19 protein-coding genes, 1 tRNA gene and 1 pseudogene are annotated in these 18,995 nt (G+C 43.3%); 10 read left to right on the forward strand and 11 right to left on the reverse strand.

The window, feature by feature from the left end:
• The first annotated feature begins 189 nt into the window (after positions 1–189).
• Positions 190–1,047 carry a M48 family metallopeptidase gene (locus HXY43_RS11910; RefSeq protein ID WP_290883434.1) on the forward strand — a complete coding sequence of 286 codons (858 nt, stop codon included), beginning with the start codon at positions 190–192 and terminating at the stop codon, positions 1,045–1,047.
• 168 nt (positions 1,048–1,215) lie between these two features.
• On the opposite strand, the gene HXY43_RS11915 is transcribed toward HXY43_RS11910, so the two are convergent.
• The 5 genes from HXY43_RS11915 to HXY43_RS11935 all read right to left on the reverse strand — a co-directional run bounded on the left by HXY43_RS11915 (position 1,216) and on the right by HXY43_RS11935 (position 5,376).
• Positions 1,216–1,974, reverse strand: a complete 759-nt coding sequence (locus tag HXY43_RS11915; protein WP_290883435.1) for a metallophosphoesterase family protein — start codon at positions 1,972–1,974, stop codon at positions 1,216–1,218.
• A gap of 120 nt (positions 1,975–2,094) precedes the next feature.
• On the reverse strand, positions 2,095–2,262 hold the full coding sequence (locus tag HXY43_RS11920; RefSeq protein ID WP_155960662.1) for a hypothetical protein: 168 nt from the start codon (positions 2,260–2,262) through the stop codon (positions 2,095–2,097).
• Between the two features lie 232 nt (positions 2,263–2,494).
• Positions 2,495–3,922 carry a glycogen synthase GlgA gene (glgA, locus tag HXY43_RS11925; protein ID WP_290883437.1) on the reverse strand — a complete coding sequence of 476 codons (1,428 nt, stop codon included), beginning with the start codon at positions 3,920–3,922 and terminating at the stop codon, positions 2,495–2,497.
• A gap of 140 nt (positions 3,923–4,062) precedes the next feature.
• Entirely contained in the window at positions 4,063–5,034 is a 972-nt protein-coding gene (hemC, locus tag HXY43_RS11930) for a hydroxymethylbilane synthase (RefSeq protein WP_290883439.1), read from the reverse strand.
• Positions 5,035–5,220: 186 nt separating this feature from the next.
• The gene (locus tag HXY43_RS11935; RefSeq protein ID WP_367161479.1) at positions 5,221–5,376 is read right to left on the reverse strand and encodes a helix-turn-helix domain-containing protein; all 156 of its coding nucleotides are present in this window, start codon (positions 5,374–5,376) and stop codon (positions 5,221–5,223) included.
• Positions 5,377–5,513: 137 nt separating this feature from the next.
• Between HXY43_RS11935 and HXY43_RS11940 the strand changes: the two genes are divergently transcribed.
• The 4 genes and pseudogenes from HXY43_RS11940 (at position 5,514) to HXY43_RS11955 (ending at position 8,319) form a co-directional block, all read left to right on the forward strand.
• Positions 5,514–6,494, forward strand: coding sequence for a YegS/Rv2252/BmrU family lipid kinase (locus HXY43_RS11940; protein WP_290883440.1), 981 nt, complete (start codon positions 5,514–5,516; stop codon positions 6,492–6,494).
• Positions 6,495–6,597: 103 nt separating this feature from the next.
• Positions 6,598–7,035 (forward strand): annotated as a pseudogene (locus HXY43_RS11945) (substrate-binding domain-containing protein); the annotation flags it as partial.
• Between the two features lie 162 nt (positions 7,036–7,197).
• Positions 7,198–7,386: a hypothetical protein gene (locus HXY43_RS11950; protein WP_026736392.1), complete on the forward strand. Its 189-nt coding sequence runs from the start codon at positions 7,198–7,200 to the stop codon at positions 7,384–7,386.
• 492 nt (positions 7,387–7,878) lie between these two features.
• Entirely contained in the window at positions 7,879–8,319 is a 441-nt protein-coding gene (locus HXY43_RS11955; protein WP_026736391.1) for a hypothetical protein, read from the forward strand.
• Positions 8,320–8,479: 160 nt separating this feature from the next.
• On the opposite strand, the gene HXY43_RS11960 is transcribed toward HXY43_RS11955, so the two are convergent.
• Both HXY43_RS11960 and HXY43_RS11965 read right to left on the reverse strand, forming a co-directional pair.
• Positions 8,480–9,790: a glutamate-5-semialdehyde dehydrogenase gene (locus HXY43_RS11960; RefSeq protein WP_290883443.1), complete on the reverse strand. Its 1,311-nt coding sequence runs from the start codon at positions 9,788–9,790 to the stop codon at positions 8,480–8,482.
• A 373-nt stretch (positions 9,791–10,163) separates the two neighbouring features.
• Entirely contained in the window at positions 10,164–10,598 is a 435-nt protein-coding gene (locus HXY43_RS11965) for a ubiquinol-cytochrome c reductase iron-sulfur subunit (protein ID WP_290883444.1), read from the reverse strand.
• Between the two features lie 363 nt (positions 10,599–10,961).
• On the opposite strand from HXY43_RS11965, the gene HXY43_RS11970 reads away from it, so the two are divergent.
• Positions 10,962–12,431 (forward strand): aldehyde dehydrogenase family protein, encoded by a 1,470-nt coding sequence (locus HXY43_RS11970; RefSeq protein ID WP_290883446.1) that lies wholly within the window; start codon positions 10,962–10,964, stop codon positions 12,429–12,431.
• 87 nt (positions 12,432–12,518) lie between these two features.
• Here the strand turns inward: HXY43_RS11970 and mazG are convergent, their stop codons facing one another.
• On the reverse strand, positions 12,519–13,409 hold the full coding sequence (mazG, locus tag HXY43_RS11975; RefSeq protein ID WP_290883448.1) for a nucleoside triphosphate pyrophosphohydrolase: 891 nt from the start codon (positions 13,407–13,409) through the stop codon (positions 12,519–12,521).
• A 78-nt stretch (positions 13,410–13,487) separates the two neighbouring features.
• Complete coding sequence (locus HXY43_RS11980) at positions 13,488–14,099, reverse strand: metal-binding protein (protein WP_290883449.1); 612 nt, start codon at positions 14,097–14,099, stop codon at positions 13,488–13,490.
• An 89-nt stretch (positions 14,100–14,188) separates the two neighbouring features.
• Between HXY43_RS11980 and HXY43_RS11985 the strand changes: the two genes are divergently transcribed.
• Positions 14,189–14,261 (forward strand) — tRNA-Val (locus HXY43_RS11985).
• Here HXY43_RS11985 and HXY43_RS11990 read toward each other — a convergent pair.
• Positions 14,235–14,360: a hypothetical protein gene (locus tag HXY43_RS11990; RefSeq protein WP_290883450.1), complete on the reverse strand. Its 126-nt coding sequence runs from the start codon at positions 14,358–14,360 to the stop codon at positions 14,235–14,237. The genes HXY43_RS11985 and HXY43_RS11990 overlap by 27 nt on opposite strands.
• A 360-nt stretch (positions 14,361–14,720) precedes the next feature.
• Between HXY43_RS11990 and HXY43_RS11995 the strand changes: the two genes are divergently transcribed.
• The 3 genes from HXY43_RS11995 (at position 14,721) to phnE (ending at position 17,453) form a co-directional block, all read left to right on the forward strand.
• Entirely contained in the window at positions 14,721–15,725 is a 1,005-nt protein-coding gene (locus tag HXY43_RS11995) for a phosphate/phosphite/phosphonate ABC transporter substrate-binding protein (protein ID WP_290883451.1), read from the forward strand.
• Between the two features lie 39 nt (positions 15,726–15,764).
• A complete protein-coding gene (locus tag HXY43_RS12000) occupies positions 15,765–16,514 on the forward strand; it encodes a phosphonate ABC transporter ATP-binding protein (protein WP_290883452.1) in 750 nt (249 codons plus the stop codon).
• 150 nt (positions 16,515–16,664) lie between these two features.
• Positions 16,665–17,453, forward strand: a complete 789-nt coding sequence (phnE, locus tag HXY43_RS12005) for a phosphonate ABC transporter, permease protein PhnE (RefSeq protein WP_026736382.1) — start codon at positions 16,665–16,667, stop codon at positions 17,451–17,453.
• A 118-nt stretch (positions 17,454–17,571) separates the two neighbouring features.
• On the opposite strand, the gene HXY43_RS12010 is transcribed toward phnE, so the two are convergent.
• On the reverse strand, positions 17,572–18,795 hold the full coding sequence (locus HXY43_RS12010) for a DUF4336 domain-containing protein (RefSeq protein WP_290883453.1): 1,224 nt from the start codon (positions 18,793–18,795) through the stop codon (positions 17,572–17,574).
• Positions 18,796–18,995: the final 200 nt, after the last annotated feature.

The following is an 18,995-nucleotide window of genomic DNA, read 5'->3' on the forward strand; positions in this document are numbered from 1 at the left end:
GGAAGTCATCTCACTTATCTTGCTCTGATGTCAAGTACGTTTTTTACACCGCTGATTATTCTTGTCTTGTTTAATTTGTCAAGCTATTTTTATACTAAATTAGATGAGCTTACCCTGTAATGCAACTTATCAAATCCTTATTCCGTCTCATAATTTTACGTTCTGCCAAAAGTCTCCTCAGACAGGATTATGATTAATAGGAAAAGTTTATCTATCAAATACAACTTTTTTCGACACCGTTTATTTTATCCATTGATTTCGGTACTTGTAGCACTGAGTATTTGCTTGAGTACAGCCCTGCCATCCCAGGCATTTGACTGGTTGCCTATACTTTTGCAGGGAGTGCAAGTACTTCAACTTTCTAATATGTCCGATCGCCAAGAAGCAGATATTGGCAAACAAATCAATCAGCAATTGCTAGGTGACGTTCGACTGTACCGTAATTCAGATATTAATCGCTATGTGGAACAACTTGGTCAGCGTCTGGCAGCCAATAGCGATCGCCCCAAACTGAAGTACACTTTCCAAGTAGTTGAAGATGATAGTATTAATGCTTTTGCAACTTTAGGTGGGTATGTGTATTTACATACGGGCTTAATCAAAACTGCCGAAAATGAAGCAGAACTGGCAAGTGTGATTGCCCATGAAATTGGTCACATTGGTGGAAAGCATCTCATCAAACAGATGCGTCAAAAAGCGATTGATGAAGGTTTGTTAACAGCCGCTGGGTTAGACCGCAGTACAGCAGTACAAATTGGTTATCAGTTGGTACGCAAGCTGCCAGGCAGTCGTAAAAATGAATTTGATGCCGATAAAAGAGGATTAAAAACTTTGACAAGTGCTGGTTATGACCAGTCGGCGATGGTTGCTTTTATGCAAAAGCTCGTTAGCAAGCGTTCTGTGCCAACATTTTTGAGTACTCACCCAGCAACTGGCGATCGCATTGATGCTATTAAGCGTGCTATTAATACTCAACCTAGCAATGGAAATAACGGATTAGATAATGCTGCTTATAAGGCTAATATCCAAGCATTACTGAGGTCTTAAAAATCTTTGAGATTTTGGATTGGGGTTTCTCTTTAACCCCAGCTTATATCAGGTTCGAGCGAACACTTATAATCAGGTCTGACGGGGAGACGCGGTGATACAAAGACGCGGAGAATTTTGAATTATAAGTAATTAAGCGAACTTGATATTAAATATATTTTATGGGAATTATGCAAAACAGCGATTACGGCGACCAAAGTAAATTTGCTCTGGATTAATATTTGTCACAGCCTCTTCTAAAGGCATGATGCGAATAGATTTATTAAGAACGTTAACTTGATAAACTATGCCGTTTGTAATATCTAATCCGGTTAACCAGCCACTACGGGGATGATAAGCACCTGTATCTATGTCAAGCCATCCTTGTCCTTGAGCCAATTTTCCAGGGTATACGCCAGGTAAAGTGAAAGTGATAGTGTGACCAATGACGATCAACTTATCAGTAAAGTAGGGCTGCTCAATACCATGAAATTCGTCTCGCACCCAGCAAAATTGATCGGCCGTTTGTTGTGTCAAGGGAATTGAGGGATCAACACCAGCATGAACTAACCAAACATCCCCTAAATCTATATATGCAGGTAGATTATTTAACCATTCGAGATGATCGTGAGGAATAGTAGCTTCTTGGTAGCTGGCCACTGTTGCCTGCCCCCCACTGTATAACCATGATTGTACCGTTTGCGTAGGGATACGTTTGGTGAGAATATTTAATAACATTTGCTCGTGATTTCCTAACAAACACTGATAGGAACTCTCTTTCACAAAGTTAACTACTTGAGCGCTTTGAGGTCCACGATCAATTAAGTCTCCTAAAAAATAGACTTGGTCGTCCGATCTAGGGGCAATTGCCTCCAGCAATCTCATTAAACCTTCATAGTGACCATGCACATCCCCGATTACGATTCGGCGGTAGCTATTTATGCTCATTAGCTCTTTGCTTGAATAATTATGCCTTTTATGTTGCTGCTACAGTATTAGCAATTGAAATTTCGCAAATTCAGTAAAAAAGTCACAAATCTCTGCTTTAATTTATTATTCCCATTTTCACTAGTTATATTTAATCTTGATGCGATCGCCATCCTCTGGCGTATTGCACAAAGTCATCTCATTCTCTGAATACATTCCGTAAAAAACTTTAAATCGATGTAGATGGTAATAGTTAGTATTAGATATTTGCCAAGGGGTAAAACCCATCACTATAACTATAATTGACACTCCCACTGCTCTGCACTAGCCAGAACGATAGGAATGTCAACTTTAGAAGTGTAGCAGCTTGCCATAAGGGTAATGCCTGCTACAAACCTAGTACAATATTGTCCAAATTCGTAACGAATTAAAATTAGAAAAACTCTGCGCCCCTCTGTTCCTCTGCGTTCCTCTGCGTTTAAAAAAAGCTATGATTTGACGCAAAGCTCTACTTATACCTCCCCACACAAATAAAGCGAGTCTAGGACTTCAACACTAAATCCGGTTGTTCTGGCGAAGGCTGCTCCTCTTCTTCGGGTAAGCCAAAAATCGACCGATACAGCTTCACATACTGCTTAGCAGACCGATACCAACTGAAATCTTGACTCATACCGCGTTTTTGTAGCTCCTGCCAATAATCCTTATAGCGGAAGCCTTCCCAAGCCCGCACCATACAGGTATACAAATCTAATGGTTCATAGCGGTCAAAAGAATAACCAGTGCCAGCATGATTCATCGGATCGTGGTGGAATACGGTGTCAACTAATCCCCCTGTACGGCGGACAATGGGGATACAACCGTAGCGCAAAGCCAGCATTTGGCTAATACCGCAAGGTTCAAAACGGCTGGGCATCAAGAAAGCATCAGAACCGGCATAAATGCGACGAGCCAGCGGATCGTTGTAAAGTAGATAAGTTTTCATACGTCCAGGGAAGCGGGATGCCAATTGCCACAGCTGGCTTTCGTAGTAGCGATCGCCCGTCCCCAACACTATAAACTGGGCATCGGTATACGACATGAACCGATCCAAAATATTCAGCACCAAATCGATGCCTTTTTGTTCTACCAACCGCGTCACCATACCAATCAAAAAGGCATTAGAGTTAACTTCTAATCCCACTTCTTCTTGCAAAGCAATTTTGTTGGCTTTGCGTTTTTCGAGGGTATCAGCTGTGAAATTTTGGGCAATGTATTTGTCAGTTGCTGGATTGTAAACTTCTGTATCGATGCCATTGAGAATACCTGATAGCTTACCGCTAATAAAGGACATCAATCCTTCTAGCTGTTCGCCGTAGGCAGGAGTCTTGATTTGTTGGGCATAAGTCGGGGAAACTGTAGTCACTCTGTCAGCAAACTGCACAGCTGCTGCCATTGTGTTGTGTCCTTGCATGTACCAGGGACACCAGGTAATTTTTTCCAAATACCAACGCCACGGGCCCTGATAAGCAAGGTTATGAATCGTAAAAACGCTGGTAATATCAGGAGACTGATGCATCCAGACGGGAATCATGCCTGTGTGCCAGTCGTGACAGTGGACAATTTCCGGCTTCCAGTAATTCCAGCAAAACTCGGCTGCACCATTGGCAAACAACGTGAACCGCCAATGTTCATCTTCTCCAGAGTAAATGTTGCGACCCCAAAAAGCCGGATGTCCAAATAAGTACAAGGGAACATCAGTACCAGGCAGAATCGTTTCGTAAACAGTAAAGTCCTGGAACATTGCATATCCCTGCCAAATCCAGTTTTTAGGAATTTCCATTTTGTCTGGCAGGAAGCCGTAGTAAGGCATGAAAATTCGCACATCATGACCCATTTGTCTCAGGATTTTCGGTAATGCTCCGACTACATCACCCATTCCACCAACTTTCGCAATGGGAGCTGCCTCTGCTGCAACAAAAAGAATCCGCATGGTAATTTATGTTTCCCGATTCTGCCTAGGTGTTCAATCTTTCCCTGCAATACTGCCAAGCGCAAAACATCGCGTCTGGTAGACCTGCCGATCAACTGAAATCTGTCTTAAAATATCATCACATTTGCTGGTAGCAAACCTCAAGAACCACGCTGGATCTCGGCAAAGATTTGATCCAAAATTTCCTGCGCTCCTTGTTCGCGCAAGCGCTGTGCTAGCTCTACACCCAGGTTTTCAGCATCTTTGGTAGAGCCTGCGATCGTATCTTTGACGAGCTTTTGACCATCCACGCTGGCAACTATACCTGTTAGCGTTAAATTCTTACCATTAATTTCAGTATTTACACCAATGGGTACTTGACAGCCACCTTCTAGTTCCCGCAAGAAAGCGCGTTCTGCCAAACAGCGATCGCGTGTTTCGGGATGTTCAATTGCTTTGAGGAGCGATATCAATTCTGTATCTTCGGCACGGCATTCAATACCTAATGCGCCTTGTCCGACGGCGTGCAAAGAAATTTCTTTAGGAATAACTTGATGAATGCGATCGCCCATTCCTAAACGCTGCAACCCAGCTACCGCCAAAATCAAAGCATCGTACTCACCCGCATCTAGCTTTGCCATGCGCGTGTTCAAATTGCCACGCACATCTTTAAAGGTAAAGTGGGGGAAGTGATGCCGCAATTGTGCCAGTCGGCGCAGGGATGATGTACCAATTACCGCACCTGCTGGTAGGGTATCGATTTGCTTGTCTTTGTGCTTTTCATGCACCACTAAAGCATCGGCGGGATTTTCGCGTTCTGTGATGGCTGCTAAGGCTAAACCCTCTGGCAAGCGAGTGGGCAAATCCTTGAGAGAATGAACAGCAAAGTCAATTTCCTGATTAATCATTCCCAGTTCGAGTTCTTTTGTAAATAGTCCCTTATCACCAATCTTGGCTAAAGCCACATCCAAGATTTTGTCGCCGTGAGTGGACATGGTATGGACTTCAAAAGAAATATCTGGAAAGCTTTTTTGGAGTTGTTCTTGCACCCAATAAGTTTGAATCAGAGCGAGTTGGCTTTTGCGAGAACCAATGCGGATTGTACGGCTCGGACTGGAAACCACTGATGTCATAAAGCAGTATGTCAAAGGGGAGAGATAAATTCACTTCATCTAGACTACCGCAGTGGGTGACGCTTCGGTGTTGCACTCTGGCGATCGCCATTAAGTTTATTTTTCTGGCTTTACGTATCTTTACATAGTAAAGGGGACTGGTTGTACAGGTACTCGCGAGGAGGGGATTTTCCTGTTAAGAGTTCTCTATTCCCTCTTCCCTTTTAATCGGTAGGCTTTTGGAGTCATTCCTGTATGTTGTCGAATCCATTTACCTAGATGGCTATGACTACTGAAGCCAGACAACATAGCAATTTCCATTACTGGTAGTTCTGTTTCTTGAATGCGGGTAGGGTAAACCAGTTACTCTTCACCAGGTGCTGTTCATAACTAAGCCGAACAGATAATTAGCCTTCATACCTGCTGGTGTACGCAGTTCATGAAGGCTACTTACGTTAATAATTAAGTAGGGGACTTTAATAATTAAACTATTTCACTATATGAAACGTTCAGCCTGCCTCATCTTTAATCCAGTTGCGGGTCAAGGTGACTCAGAGCAAGATTTGGCAAAGATTCAGGAAATCTTAGAGCCGGAAATTGATCTAGATATCCACTTCACTACTGAAGAAATTGGTGCCGATGAACTGGCCCGTGCCGCAGTGGAAAGGGGAGTAGAAGCCATTATTGTTTCCGGAGGAGATGGCACTCTGTCATCTGCTGCGGCTGCTGTGGTGGGTAGTGATATTCCGTTTGGTATTATTTCTCGGGGAACAGCCAACGCCTTTGCCACAGCTTTAGGAATTCCTGACACAATTGAAGCCGCCTGCGAAACAATTTTGCAGGGTGGTACTCGGATTGTGGATACTGCTGATTGTAACGGCTATCCAATGGTATTGCTGGCAGGTATTGGCTTTGAAGCTGAAACTGTGGAAAAAGCAGACCGGGAAGCAAAAAATCGTTTTGGTGTCTTGGCCTACATCATCGCCGGATTCCAACAATTGCGGCAATTGCAGTCATTTGACGTAGAAATTGAAACTGAAGACAAGGTTATTAAAACTTCCGCAGCAGCAGTAACAGTAGCGAATGCCGCGCCTCCAACCTCTGTTTTAGCGCAGGGGCCGGCGGGAATCATTGCAGATGATGGATTGCTAGATTTAACCATAGTAGCTCCGGTAAATAAAGCAGCAGCGATCGCGGCTACCTTTCATCTGTTTCAAACTGCTTCTACGGGTGAGGCTGTGGAAAGAAGTGATATTGGTTACTTACGAGCCAAACAGTTCAAAATTACAACTGACCCACCTCAAAAAGTTGTTGTTGATGGTGAACTTTTAGGAAAAACTCCTGTAGACATTAAGTGCTTGCCAGCAAGTTTAAAAGTTTTTGTGCCTCTGACAGAAGAAGTTTCACCTCTAGAAAAACTAGAGGGATTACCCAATCTGAACATTGAGATGAAAGAAACAGGTGATAAGCCTTCCGAATGAGTACGTACGTATAAGCTTTAATTACTGATTTTTTTTACAGTCATTGATAGCAAAGTCATATTGCCTTCAGTAGGGCGCCAGTCCCATGTGTCTGGCTCCTTTAGAAAAGGCAGACGCAGTAATATTCTCTACCAACGAAGGCTCAAATAGACAACTTGGGACTAATGTCAAATATGTGTCTTCCACTACAGAAGCACTACGCCAAGTCAGTAAAACCCCTGGGGGTGTGTATTACGCTTCTGCTCGTGCTGTAGTTCCTCAATGTAGTGTAAAGCCTTTACCGTTGGGTCGTACTTCTACTGAGCTAATTCCGCTTTACCAGGAACCACTAGTAACACCTGAGCAATGTCCACGTCAGCGTAACCAGATTAATACTGAAGCAATCAAAAATGGCAGTTATCCCATTACCACTAACCTGTTTGTGATTGTTAAACAAAACAATGGTCAAGAACAGCAGGCTGGTGAAGCGTATGCCAAACTTTTACTTACCGACGAGGGGCAAAAGGCGATTGAACAGGCTGGGTTCGTAGGAGTTCGCTAGAAGAAGACAGAAGCCAGAAGGTGGAAAAACTCATTAATTACCACCAACAACCAACCACGAACAACCAACAAACATAGATCGGTTATCCTCCCATCTGCTTTCCCCTCTTTTGAAAATAATTTCGCCAAAATTTAAATAGGGTTTGATTTGGAAAGGTCAACTATGTTTCCCTTCTTTTGGTATAACTCTTGCTATAGTGATGATTCTTTTTCTCGGAGAACTCAGCTGCAACGTAAACTGAGATTCCTCAAGGCAATAAGAGATGATTTAGAAACAAGACTTGCTGGTCTAAATGCTGCTATCAGTAATGTTGAACAGCAATTAAGTCAAGAAGATGTAACTCAAGCCTGACAAACCTGAGTAAAATCATACTTTTGTTGATAGAAATGTACTGAACTGCATAACTATACGGGTGGAAGATATTGTGTTAAACAATATACATCCACTCTTTTTTGATTCGACCTATAGCAATAACCATTTGTTATGCCATAGAGAAGAAAACATTCTTAATTTCCGGATCGTTACATTAGTTTTTACTGTTTTCAATATTAAAAAATGTTAATTAAAATAATAACTTTTGCTAAATATATTTGATTTACTGCTGAGATTAATTAAAGATTGAAACATATAGCTAGCCTCCTACTAATTTGGCGAAGTAAGGCTCCTAACAATATTTACCTAGGAGTCTGCTTTGCACTGTAACATCTTGTTGCAGAAAGTAAGGACGCGATCGCCAGTGTTCCAAAAGGGTGCCGCTGACCGCAGGTAAACAGCATAGACTGTAACCTAGTGTGCGGTACTAAGTCTGATGAAGTATTGCACAACCAAGTCAGAGATTCGCCTATGGTAGCCTCGTTTTGTTTGTCACCACGCTATCGCCTTGATGATGAATTACCTTGGTTAGAAGGAATCGACCCCAGTCGTAACTACTGGATTATGGTAAATGGAGACAAAAATCTCACAGTAGCGCTTCCTGGGTTAGTCGTGTCTTCTAAGAGCGAGTTGAAACAAGCTATCCAGCAATTTCGTTCACTACAGCCAGGAGAACAAATGACCCTGGCAAGAGTAGCCAGTACTTTTACTATTCACTGTATCGGTTCTAATTGCTATGCCGTAGAAGCAGAAATCAATAATGCTCTCGTTTGGCATTTATTCGATCAAGAAACTTTGGATAGTTTGTTAATGACAGCCCACCCAGATTGGCAATGTGCACCAAAAGACATCGAACTGGGACGAAAATTACTGTTGCGTTCTTTTGAGCAAATGGCGGCTACCAAAGGTTAATGTTTGTTAGTAGTTAGTAGTTAGTAGTTAGTGGTTAGTGGTTGGTTTTAACCACTAACCACACAGCTCCCCGACTTTCACCAGAAGTCGGGGATTAGTCAAACAGTTTTCTGGTGTCATCTAGTATTTTCCTAACGCTTACATTTGGGTGGGGAATTTTTTACACAAAATCCTTGTGATTAAAGGATTTCGCATTCACACCCGTGTATGTGGCAACAACATGGCCATCACCAGTTAATTGATATTTATATGTCACCAACCCTTCCAAACCAACAGGGCCGCGGGGAGGCATTTGTTGAGTGCTAATTCCAACTTCTGCACCGAAACCGTAGCGGAAACCATCTGCAAAGCGGGTAGAACAGTTGTGATATACTCCTGCGGCATTCACCAGCGCTAGGAAAGTTTTAGCCGCCTCTGCATCTTCAGTGACGATCGCATCGGTATGTTTGGAACCATAATCGTTAATGTGGGCGATCGCTTCTTCCAACGAATCCACAATCTTAATCGCCAATATCAAATCGCTGTACTCGGTTTCCCAGTCTTTTTCTATGACTGGCGTGATATTTTGTAAAATCTCACGGCTGCGTTCATCGCCTCTTAATTCTACATTTTGTGCTTGCAAAGCCTCTGCAACCTTTGGTAGAAAAGTTGCGGCAATATCGCCATGAACTAGCAAAGTTTCAATAGCATTGCAAGCAGCAGGATATTGTATTTTTGCATCAATAGTAATTGTCACTGCTTTGTCAATATCAGCGTCTTTATCTATATAAAGATGACAAATACCATCAGCATGACCTAAGACAGGAATACGGGTATTTTCCTGCACAAATCGCACAAAAGAATTAGAACCTCTGGGAATGATTAAATCTACATATTTATCTAGTTTCAAAAGTTCTATAGTTTCTTCTCTGGTTGTCAGTAACTGCACCACATCTGGGTTAACAGCAGTTTGAGACAATCCCTGTTTAATTGCTTTTACTATCGCTTCACAAGAACGAATTGCTTCTTTGCCACCTTTAAGAATAACGCCATTTCCTGACTTGATCGCTAAAGCCGCAATTTGAATCGCCGCCTCTGGGCGCGCTTCAAAAATAACGCCCAAAACTCCCAATGGACAAGTGATGCGCTTGAGAATTAAGCCTGTATCTAGTTCGCGGTGAATCTGCACCGCACCAACTGGATCGGCAAGTTTGGCAACATCTCTAACCCCTGCGATCGCATCTCTTAACTTATGTTCATCCAACTGCAAGCGCTTATAGAGTGGTTTGGCAATTCCTTGAGTCGCTGCTGCTTGACAATCAGCAACGTTTGCTTGCAAAATTTCATTTTTTCCTGTCTCCAAAGCTTTAGCGATCGCTTCAATAGCCTGGTTTTTTGCCTCAGTTGACAGTACTGCTAGCTTGAGTGCTGCGAGGCGGGTTTTTTTAGCTATTGCAATTAAGTTGGATGAATTATCACCAGAAATAGTCATGCCACACAACAACCTAAATCTACGCCGTTTTCCAATCCTATCAACTCAGGGGCAGTAGCAAGGCACAAACTTGAATCAGTCAAATCTCAACATTACTAAAAATTACATACCATATGCTGAGTAAAAATCAATGAGTAAAATCACCAAAACTATGTGAGATTTTTTATAAGTATAAATAAGCTACTTGCTTGATAATGAATGTACTGAGCCTGAAAAGACAAAAGCCTAAAAAAGACCACGCGGCATCTACATAAGTCTTTTCTTCAGTATTGGAGTTAGCAAAGAGCGTATCTAAAATCATCGGCTAGACTAAAGAGCATATGATCTATTAGGGTGCATTTACTTTCCGATACTTTTTTGCTAATCATTGATTTTATCCGCCTCTCACCAGAACTACATCGCCTTCCAGCTTTGCTATGTAGGTGGGTAGAGGTTTTTGTGCTGGGCCATTTATCACTTTGCCATCATTGGCAAATTTGGAACCATGACATGGACATACTAAAGCGTTTTGGTCTTTTTTCCAGTTCACAATACAACCTTTGTGGGTGCAAGTGGGGTTTAAGGCAATTAATTTACTTGTGTCACTTGGATCTCGAATTATCAATACCTTACCAGCAGCAGCTTCATTAAGAATTTGACCGTTTTTGTCTAACTCTGTGATCGCACCAACTTCTTGAAAACCATCAGCGCGGGTAGGAGGTGTAGATTGCTGTGACTTAGTTTGTGAAGAACAGGCTGCAATGACTACAGGTAGAGAACTGGCTAAACTCCCTACACCTACCCAACCGATAAATTCACGACGATTCATAAGCTGTTTTTCCAGTAGATTTTACTTTTGTCGTAGTAGTTATGCTGTTGTGGGGAGTTTCCCCCTTTCCTGAATAAATTTAACATAATTATCTCAGTGATTTTTCTGAGAGGTTGTTGGGAATTCAAACTAGAAAAATAGAGAGTTATTTTATTTCTGTAATTTTGATATTAATTTCATGTAAATAAATTACAACTTATATAAATAAAATTGCACAACTTCCTGTGTGCGAAGCAACATAATTAATAGACTGCTTGGGAAATGAAGATAGAGTTAATGCATGAAAGTTATTATCGGTAAATTTCTCAATCGGTCTGAATTAGATTTCAGATAGTTTTTTAACAAAAGCTTAAGGAGGATCTGATGGTTACAGCTGCCAGACCAGAACAACAGGTGAAAATTGGTCCAACCAAGCTGCTGATTAATAACGAGTGGGTAGAAAGCGTCAGCGGTAAAAGGTTTGAAACGATGAACCCCGCTACGGGCGAAGTCATCTGTGATGTTGCAGAAGCAGATGCCCCGGATGTGGATAAAGCAGTGCAAGCGGCCAGAAATGCTTTCAACAGTGGAGAATGGCGCAAGATGTCTGCTACCCGTCGCGGCGAGTTACTCTACAAGCTAGCCGATCTCATTGAGCAGAATATCGACGAGTTGGCGCGGCTAGAAACTTTAGATAACGGTAAACCGCTACATGATTCTTATGGCGACTTAAGGCTAGTTATCGCTTGCTATCGCTACTATGCAGGCTGGGCTGACAAAGTACAAGGCAAGACCATTCCCATCAATGGCCCGTACTTTTGCTACACACGCCATGAACCAGTAGGTGTGGTAGGTCAGATTATTCCTTGGAACTTCCCATTATTGATGCAGGCGTGGAAACTGGGCCCAGCTTTGTCAATGGGTAATACGGTAGTAATGAAAACTGCCGAACAAACACCGTTATCAGCACTGCGGGTAGGCGAGTTGATTATTGAAGCTGGTTTTCCACCTGGTGTGGTGAATATTCTCTCAGGCTACGGCCCCACTGCTGGGGCTGCGATCGCTCACCACATGGATGTTGATAAATTAGCATTCACTGGCTCAACCGAGGTTGGACATCTCGTAATGGAAGCTGCTGCCAAAAGCAACCTCAAGCGCGTCACCCTCGAACTCGGAGGCAAGAGTCCCAATATCGTCTTTGCCGATGCTGATATGGACATGGCCATCGAAGGAGCCCATTTTAGTTTGTTCTTTAACCAAGGTCAGTGCTGCAATGCCGGTTCGCGGCTGTTCGTCGAAGAAAAATGCTACGACGATTTTGTCGCTAAGAGCGTAGAAAAAGCTAGACAGCGCGTTGTCGGCGATCCCTTCGATCCCAATACCAAGCAAGGGCCGCAGGTAGACCAAGACCAGTTCAACAAAGTGATGAGCTACATCGAGTCGGGAATGCGCGAAGGTGCTAATTTGTTATGCGGTGGTCATCGAGTTGGCGATCGCGGTTTCTTTATTGAGCCGACTGTATTCGCCAATGTCAAGAATGACATGAAGATTGCTCAAGAAGAAATCTTCGGCCCGGTGATGAGCATCATCAAGTTCAAGGACATCGACGAGGTAATTCATTTAGCCAACACCACGATGTATGGTCTCGCCGCTGGCGTGTGGACAAAGGATATTACCAAAGCACATGCCATAGCTAACAACGTCCGTGCTGGTACTGTATGGGTGAATTGCTACCACGTCTTTGACGCCGCCGCACCCTTCGGTGGTTTCAAGCAATCTGGTATGGGTCGCGAACTCGGTGAGTATAGTCTAGAGCATTACACCGAAGTCAAGACAGTCACAATTAAGTTGTAAGTAGTCATTGGTCATTGGTCATTGGTCATTGGTCAAGGGGCATGGGGCATCGGTAAGAAAACCAATACCCATTGCCCCTAATCCCCACTAAGAGCGGTCGTGGGGACCCCGAGTTCCCCAATCCCCAATCCCCAATCCCCTATCCCCTTTGAGTTGTTCTTTCGCCTGCTGCCAAAGTGCTTCTAACTCCTCTAAAGTGTGATCGCAAAGGGGGCGGTCTGCAAACGCCTCCATTTTTTGTAACCGCTGAATAAAGCGTTGATTTGTTCCCTGCAAAGCTTCGCTGGGGTCAAGATTATACCAACGGGCAAGCTGAAGAACAGAAAACAGCAAATCCCCTAATTCGGCTTGTTGTTGTTCCGGTGTTTCGTGTGCTAATGCCTCTTGAAACTCTCGCAATTCTTCATGAAATTTATCCCATACCCCATCAATATTTTCCCACTCAAACCCAACGGCGGCTGCCTTTTGAGAAATTTTCATCGTTGCCATCAACGGTGGTAGCTTGCGGGCATAGCTACTCAGCTTCGCACTGAGTTTTTGATGTTCTGGGGATGGTTCACCTTTTTCCGCTGCTTTGATTTGTTCCCAGTTTTGCCGCACTTCATCCACATTTTGCACCGATACATCCCCAAATACATGTGGGTGACGGCGAATTAGCTTTTGGGAAATACTTTGGGCGACTTCTAAAAGTGAAAATTGACCATATTCTTTGGCAATTTGCGCTTGCAAGACAACTTGTAATAACAAATCGCCTAATTCTTCAGCGATCGCTTCTTGATCTCCACTATTGATCGCGTTTACTACTTCATAAGCTTCTTCAATTACATAGGGTGTCAAAGTTTGGGGAGTTTGTGCTAAATCCCACGGACAACCACCATCGGGCGATCGCAACTTTGCCACCACATCTATTAATTCTTGTAACGCCGTTAAGGTATCTGCATCTAATTGGGTTTGATTTGATTTTTGAAGATTAGACATATATTCAATTCAAAATAACAACTAACTTTATGTGTTGAACCACCAAGACACCAAGGCACTAAGGAAATGCCAGAATAACTATCGCTTTCCTTTCCGGCTTACTCTCTTTGTCTTGGTTGTTCTCGACTGAGTTGTTGTACGTTTACGTTTCTTCATTTTCGCACGCGGCAGCAAAGCGCGAATGCCCTGCTTTTGCACGCGCTTGTATGCCGAACCACTCCAATCACTGAGAGAATGGCTCATTGCACCGAGTTCCAAGCCTAAAAACAGTGCCAGAAATTCGGTGTTGTGATTGGTAAGCGATCGCCCCACAGTTTCACTCCACACTTGCCAACTCCAGTAGCGATTTCCCAACTTTTGGGCGATCGCCAAACCGACTATCGCCACTATTACCGCTATGCTGCCTAGATAAAGCACTCGTAACGTTGTGCCGATAATTGGGCCGTGGGATAAAAAAGAACGATGACGCAGACTTTTTTGGTAAGGAATCCAAATCCAACGCAACAAACCCCAGCGTTGGTATTGACGGGAGTAGATATCCAAGTCAGGGCCAAACATCAGCCCCCCAAACATAAATCCACCTGCCACCAACAAAGTTAGGTTGCCGCTGTGAGTCTGAACAAAAGTAACTCCTGCGACGAATGGCAAAGCCCACAAAGTTATGCGATCGTGCGTGCGACCAGAGGGCATTGAGAGTTATCAAAAAAATTTCAAAATATTTTCCCAAAAATACTAGCGCGATGCGGGAGACTTTGCTATACTAATTTCTTGTGTGCAGCGGGCGGTTAGCTCAGTTGGTAGAGCGCCTGCCTTACAAGCAGGATGTCACTGGTTCGAGTCCAGTACCGCCCACTTTAGATAGTAAAAAGAATTGCAAGCTTGGTAAGCGGGATTAGTTTGCTGCAATTGCGATCGCTTCGAGATTGGCTTAGTATCTTGTTCTCCAATCATACAATTCCCTGTTTCTGTAATCTTCCTAAGCTGTAACGCCTTAAAATTGCACAATTACTAGTGAGGGTCGTCATTAGTTGTTAGTCATTGGTCATTAATAACCAAGGACTAATGACGGTCTTAACGAAAAAAGTGCAATGTGTAAGCGCAACAGCTTATTACAGTCACGTGTTGGACTACTTTCAAGCCAAGGTAACTTTTTTGCTTTAATGAGTGTTATTTTTACATCTGTAGTCAACTTGTTGCAAGTTTTTACACAAATAATCTTGACTTTGATTATCAAAAACTCTAATGTTTTAATAAAATAATTGAAACAAATTTGCAAAAATATTGATAATAGTTCCTAACGGAGAATAAGAAATGAAAGTCGGTATAAAGGGTGTGCTGGGTACTGGTGTCGCATTCGTAGCATTTATGAGTTTAGCTGTTAACTTGGTAGGCTGTACGCAGCCTGAAAATGCCAAAGTCAATACCGAACAACAGGCGCAAAACTCGCCGGAGCAAACTGAGGCACAACAGGTGCAGCAAACAACAACACCGACTACTTTAAAAATAGCTTTCCCCACTCGCAAGGATTCCACAGACTTGGAAACAAAGGTGGATGCAGTAAACAAGTTTTTATCTAAAGAATTAGGAATGCCAGTTGAGGCAAAGATAGGCGATGATGCTGCGGCGGTGGAAGCTTTGAGAGCAAATCAAGTGGATGTGGCTTTTTTAAGTAGCAAACCTGCTTTGAAGGCCGAAGAATTGGCAAATGCTCGGTTGTATTTAGCTGAAGTACGTCCCAATTACTCTGGAAAACAAACTTATCGTTCAATAATAGTTGTTCGCAAAGACAGCCCCCTCCAAAGCAAGTCCTCAGCTAAAGAAACTCTGGAACAACTGCGGGGCAAAAAAATGGCCTTTACTTCCCCCACTTCTACTTCCGGGTTTGTATTCCCAGTCAGTGTCTTAGTTAAAGAAGGACTTGTACCTGATAGCGATCGCTTGGATCAGTTTTTTGCTCAAGTCACATATGGTGGCGACTACAGCAAAGCATTACAAGCTGTACTGCGCCGTCAAGCAGATGCAGCAGCAGTATCAGAATATGCTCTGTTTCCACCGTATGTTTCTGAAACAGAAAAGAATCAATTGCGGGTTTTGCATGGGATTCCAGGAGTTCCAGCACATGGCGTTGCGATTGATGATGATGTGCCGCAACAGATGCGGGAGAAAATTGTTACCGCCATGTTGAAATTGAATCAGCCAGAAAATAATCAAATCTTACGCGACTTATATAACTCTACTGAGTTGGTAGAAGTTGATCATAATGCTCATTTGCAACCGCTGCGTGATGCCCTAAAAGTTGCGGAAAAGAAATCCTGATTTTGCATGTATGAGAGGAAATTAAACAGCTAGCAGGTTATGACTGAGCTTGTCATTGAGTGTCATGATGTCAAAACGGCTTACACTGCGTCCCTAAATCGTCCCATCCTCAACGGAATCAATTGCCGGATTTTTCGGGGTGAGTTTGTCGTTTTACTAGGACTCAATGGCGCAGGTAAGTCTACTTTGCTGCGATCGCTTGTTGGGTTAGTGCCATTTCATCAGGGAAGCATCTACATTAATGGTGTGGCAGTCACTCCTCGCACACTGCCACAAATTCGGCGTAACATCAGCATGTTGTTTCAAGGTGGGGGACTGATTCGCCAACTGTCGGCAATTGACAATGTGTTATGCGGACGTCTTGGTGCAAGGACGACTTGGCAAACACTGTTTGGATTTCCTAAAAGCGATCGCCGTCAAGCCTTGAAACTTTTAGAAGAGTTGGGTTTAAGAGAACAAGCCTACCAAAAAACAACTCAACTCAGCGGCGGACAACAGCAAAGGGTAGCGATCGCCAGGGCTTTAATTCAATCTCCGCAGATTCTCCTAGCTGATGAACCCATTACGGGTTTAGATGTGATGGTCTGCAAACAAGTGATGGATACTTTATCTAAATTACATTCCCAGCAAGGCATGACTATTGTAACGGTTTTGCACGATCTGGGTATAGCAGCAGAATATGCCCAACGCGCGATCGTCTTGGATGCTGGACGTATCGTTTATGACGGCCCTGGTAACAATCTACAAGCTCAATTTTCACAGTTAAAGTCAGGGACTAGAACCAATTAAAAATTGTAATTGGTGATTGGTGATTGGGGAAGAGGTAGTTTTATTCCCCATTACCCATTACCGACTGAGAGTGAATTCACATTAGATGTAATTAATTGTTAATTGTTAATTGTTAATTTTTAATTTTTTAGTCCCTCATGTTCAATTAGAATGAAGCATTTTGCTAGTCTCTGGAAACGCTTTGCTTGGGTGAATCGACTACTCATTTTCTGCCTTGTAATTTTAGTTTATGTTTGGGCATTGCAAGGTCTGCAAGTTGATTTTGAACTAATCAAGAATAGTTGGCCGCACATCATCGACTTTATCTCCAGATTATTTCCACCGGATCTAGAAGTATTAGATATAGCAATTAAGGCACTGATTGAGACAGTACAGATGTCTCTGTGGGGAACAACCCTCGGCGCAATTCTTTCTTTGCCAATCGCTATTGGCAGCACCAGCAATATTGCTCCTCTTTGGCTGCAATGGTTGGCTAATTTCCTACAAAATGCAGTGCGTTCTGTTCCTTCAATTATTTTGGGTTTAATTTTTGTGGCAGCAACTGGACTGGGCGCACCCGCTGGTACTTTAGCTTTGAGTATCTACACAATTGGCTACCTTGCTAAATTTTATCAACAAGCGATCGAAGCAGTTGACCCTCGTTCAATAGAATTTTTACAAGTTACAGGTGCATCCAGATTACAAATAGCGCAATACGGTATTTTGCCCCAAGTCCTGCCATTAGGATTGGGATATACATTGTGGATGTTTGAGTATAACATTCGTGCTGCTTCAGTATTAGGTGTAGTTGGAGCGGGTGGTATTGGCTTCCGGTTGAAAAGTTATATAGACGGCTTTGAATACAACAAAGCCACAACCATGATGCTGGTGTTATTGATAGTTGTGACTGTGATAGATGCCTTTAGCAGTCAATTACGTAAACGGCTTGATTCTATGTAGTAAACAACTAACCACTGTACGGGCGGGTTTTGATAGATATTTTGTGATTGAAGCCCATAAAGCATTTGTGGCTAAACCCGCCCCTACCTACTAACCACTAACGACTAACCACTAACTATTACACCCTTTTTTTTGGTGGTGGCGTGATACCGCGATCGCTCAATTTCTCTGAGAGTTGTCTGAGATATGCAAAGTCCTCCTCTGGTAGAGGCTCAATAGTATTTCCTTGCTTTTCAAGAAAGGCAAATGCTTGCCGGAATTGACTGGGAGTTGCCTCAATCGGTGAGTCGAGGTGACAGGGAATAATCCGCTGGAAATCCCAACTTGCTACTTTGTTAGCCCAGTCAATAGTTTCTCTCGGCGCACGGTTGAGAATAAGAGCCTGCAAAATTGGTGCAACAAACAAGCGTCCACCCCCTCGCAGGGCTTCAAAAGACTGCTGCCAATCACTCTTCCATTTGAAAGGAAACAAACCGAAATACGCTTTTATGGAACGATCCGTCGCTCCGAGGGCATGGCGAAATACCTCTTTTATGCCAATCACTTCTAACGCACTCGGCTGAAAGTAAAAAGCAAACAGGGAAATTCGCTGCCATCCCTTGCGGCGGTTCGCTTCAGTATCAAAAACTCTATGGAATGCATCGTCCTTGGCGTGGAAAAGCAGGGGGTAAGGGTCAAGTTGAACAATTTCCGGCGGTGCTTCTGGGATTGACAGCACTATATCTGTAACAAGCAGCGTGCGCGATCGCTTGTGAAAAAATGCCACCTCTGCAAATCGTCCCGGTCCAAGCTCAATGGGGCCCAGGATGGCATAATCAAATTCGTTAGCAAAGGGTGTATCGCTGCTATTTGGTGGCAGTACTTGAGTGCGTCTTTTGGGGAAACCAAGCCAGCTAAGCGGCAGGTTAATTGGAAAACTCCACTGTTTCGGGGCTACGAATACCTGGGCGTTGGAAAATTTTCTGGCAAAAGGGCCGACAAAGATTTTATGCTCTAAACCAGAGATGGTAGGCAGAATAATATACTTAACATCACCGTGTTCCGCTACCAATTCCTTGACAAGTCTTATGCATTCGGGGGTTGGGGCAATTGGTGCATAGATGAGGAGTCCCCCTGCTTCGAGCTTAACAACGGTCATGCGAATTGGCACAACTACGTAGAAGATGCCCTGCAACTGGTCGAAAGTCCAGATAGTGTCTTTTACCACTTCTTTGCGAAGTGTGTGCCGCCTGCCAAATGGGTAGATTGGTAGAACAGGCCAGAAAGGCCACGACCAGTCTTTTGAAGGGATGTTATCCTGTTGCCCCTGATTTGTTTGTGCTTTTATCGTGGTTCTGTCCACGATCCGACCTCCTCCCAAATCCCCGAAGCCAAACTATTTTTATCTCATCATCAAATGCTGGTGTTTAGCAAATGATTGACCCAGTTATCAGAAAAATGGGTTTAAAACCTCGCCCTTCTAGGGCGACTTTACTTTTGTATGCCTTTAGTTTACCATAGTAGATATAGTTTGGTAAGCACAGTGTTAAAAGCCTACAAGTA

The sequence above is a fragment of the Fischerella sp. genome, from assembly GCF_013388695.1.
Lineage (GTDB): Bacteria > Cyanobacteriota > Cyanobacteriia > Cyanobacteriales > Nostocaceae > PCC9605.

What these genes read in the sequence shown, in the direction of transcription:
- HXY43_RS11910 (WP_290883434.1), top strand. Translation starts at nt 190, where the DNA reads ATGATTAATAGGAAAAGTTTATCTATCAAATACAACTTTTTTCGACAC.
- HXY43_RS11915 (WP_290883435.1), bottom strand. Translation starts at nt 1,974, where the DNA reads ATGAGCATAAATAGCTACCGCCGAATCGTAATCGGGGATGTGCATGGT.
- glgA (WP_290883437.1), bottom strand. Translation starts at nt 3,922, where the DNA reads ATGCGGATTCTTTTTGTTGCAGCAGAGGCAGCTCCCATTGCGAAAGTT.
- hemC (WP_290883439.1), bottom strand. Translation starts at nt 5,034, where the DNA reads ATGACATCAGTGGTTTCCAGTCCGAGCCGTACAATCCGCATTGGTTCT.
- HXY43_RS11940 (WP_290883440.1), top strand. Translation starts at nt 5,514, where the DNA reads ATGAAACGTTCAGCCTGCCTCATCTTTAATCCAGTTGCGGGTCAAGGT.
- HXY43_RS11950 (WP_026736392.1), top strand. Translation starts at nt 7,198, where the DNA reads ATGTTTCCCTTCTTTTGGTATAACTCTTGCTATAGTGATGATTCTTTT.
- HXY43_RS11955 (WP_026736391.1), top strand. Translation starts at nt 7,879, where the DNA reads ATGGTAGCCTCGTTTTGTTTGTCACCACGCTATCGCCTTGATGATGAA.
- HXY43_RS11960 (WP_290883443.1), bottom strand. Translation starts at nt 9,790, where the DNA reads ATGACTATTTCTGGTGATAATTCATCCAACTTAATTGCAATAGCTAAA.
- HXY43_RS11965 (WP_290883444.1), bottom strand. Translation starts at nt 10,598, where the DNA reads ATGAATCGTCGTGAATTTATCGGTTGGGTAGGTGTAGGGAGTTTAGCC.
- HXY43_RS11970 (WP_290883446.1), top strand. Translation starts at nt 10,962, where the DNA reads ATGGTTACAGCTGCCAGACCAGAACAACAGGTGAAAATTGGTCCAACC.
- mazG (WP_290883448.1), bottom strand. Translation starts at nt 13,409, where the DNA reads ATGTCTAATCTTCAAAAATCAAATCAAACCCAATTAGATGCAGATACC.
- HXY43_RS11980 (WP_290883449.1), bottom strand. Translation starts at nt 14,099, where the DNA reads ATGCCCTCTGGTCGCACGCACGATCGCATAACTTTGTGGGCTTTGCCA.
- HXY43_RS11990 (WP_290883450.1), bottom strand. Translation starts at nt 14,360, where the DNA reads ATGATTGGAGAACAAGATACTAAGCCAATCTCGAAGCGATCGCAATTG.
- HXY43_RS11995 (WP_290883451.1), top strand. Translation starts at nt 14,721, where the DNA reads ATGAAAGTCGGTATAAAGGGTGTGCTGGGTACTGGTGTCGCATTCGTA.
- HXY43_RS12000 (WP_290883452.1), top strand. Translation starts at nt 15,765, where the DNA reads ATGACTGAGCTTGTCATTGAGTGTCATGATGTCAAAACGGCTTACACT.
- phnE (WP_026736382.1), top strand. Translation starts at nt 16,665, where the DNA reads ATGAAGCATTTTGCTAGTCTCTGGAAACGCTTTGCTTGGGTGAATCGA.